We start from the raw sequence: 1,558 nt of genomic DNA, 5'->3' as shown, positions 1-1,558 counted from the left end.
CCTGACCGTGCCGTCCGAGGCGGTGCAGACGGTCGACGGCGCCACGGTGGTCTTCGTCCAGACCGGCGAAGGCTTCCGCGCCCAGCCCGTGCTGGCCGGTCGTCAGGCCGGCGGCGCCACCGAGATCCTGCGCGGTCTCACTGGAGCCGAAAAAGTCGCGGCGGCCAACGCCTTCCTGCTCAAGGCCGAACTGGCCAAGGGCGAAGCCGAGCACGGCCACTAAGGGAGGGCGATCATGTTCAAAGCGATCATCGAGGCGTCTGTCCGCTTCCGCTGGTTCATCGTCCTGGCCACGACGCTTGTCGCGGCGTGGGGGCTGTTCCAGCTGACCAAGCTGCCGATCGACGCCGTGCCGGACATCACCAACCGACAGGTGCAGATCAACACCGTGGCCCCGGCCCTGGCCCCCGAGCAGATGGAGCGTCAGGTCACCTACCCGCTGGAAACAGCGATGGCGGGCATTCCGGGAATCCAGAGCACCCGCTCCCTGACCCGCAACGGTTTCAGTCAGGTGACGGTCATCTTCACCGACGCCACCGACATCTACTTCGCCCGCCAGCAGGTGGCCGAGCGGATGGCGCAGGCGCGCGAGAACCTGCCCGAGGGCGTCGAACCGGCCCTGTCGCCCATCACCACCGGCCTGGGCGAAGTCCTGATGTGGACGGTCGACCTGACACCCTTTGACGCCAAGACGGCGCGGGCGGGCCGACCCGGCTGGCAACCCGACGGCGCCTATCTGACGCCAGAGGGCGAGCGGCTGGACACGCCCCAGGCGCGGGCCACCTATCTGCGCACCGTGCAGGACTGGATCATCGCGCCCCGGATGCGGACCGCGCCCGGTCTGGCGGGCGTCGACGTCAACGGCGGCTATGTGAAGGAGTACGCCGTCCGTCCTGATCCGGCGCGACTGGCAAGTTATGGCCTCAGCCTGAACGATCTGATCCAGGCGCTGGACCGGGCCAACACGCAAGCGGGCGCGGGCTATATCCAGCGCGCGGGCGAGGCTCTGACCGTGCGCACCGACGCCCTGGCCCAGACCGTCGAGGATCTGGCCCAGGCGCCCGTGGTCAACCGCAACGGTCTGGTCGTGCGGGTCGCCGATGTGGCGACGGTCGAGATCGGCCAGGCGCCGCGTCTGGGCGGCGCCAGCCGCGACGGCCATGAGGCGGTCATCGGCACCGCCCTGATGCTGGCGGGCGAGAACAGCCGCACCGTGGCCCAGGCTTCGGCTGAACGGCTGGAACAGATCAGCGCCAGCCTGCCGCCCGACATCGTGGCCGAGCCGGTGCTGAACCGCAGCGCCCTGGTTAACTCAACCATCAAGACGGTGGCCAAGAACCTGACCGAAGGGGCGCTGCTGGTCATCGTCGTGCTGTTCCTGCTGCTGGGGAACATCCGCGCGGCGACGATCACGGCCCTGATGATCCCGATCAGCTTCCTGTTCGCGGTCATCGGCATGAACCGCTTCGGCATCAGCGGAAACCTGATGAGCCTAGGGGCGCTGGACTTCGGCCTGCTGGTCGACGGCGCCGTGGTGGTGGTCGAGAACACCCTGCTG

General features: G+C 68.6%; 1 protein-coding gene and 1 pseudogene. Both read left to right on the top strand.

The genetic code is table 11. From position 1 onward, the window contains the following. Positions 1 to 223, top strand: a pseudogene (locus RT567_RS16670) (efflux RND transporter periplasmic adaptor subunit); the annotation flags it as partial. A 12-nt stretch (positions 224 to 235) separates the two neighbouring features. Then, positions 236 to 1,558, top strand: a 1,323-nt coding sequence (locus tag RT567_RS16665; RefSeq protein ID WP_313577306.1) for an efflux RND transporter permease subunit, incomplete at its 3' end; no start/stop codon positions are given.

The sequence above is a fragment of the Brevundimonas sp. genome (genome assembly GCF_032107865.1).
Classification (GTDB): Bacteria; Pseudomonadota; Alphaproteobacteria; order Caulobacterales; family Caulobacteraceae; genus Brevundimonas.
The sequence above is the reverse complement of the archived record's forward strand: the minus strand, read 5'-3'. Positions and strand labels throughout refer to the sequence as shown.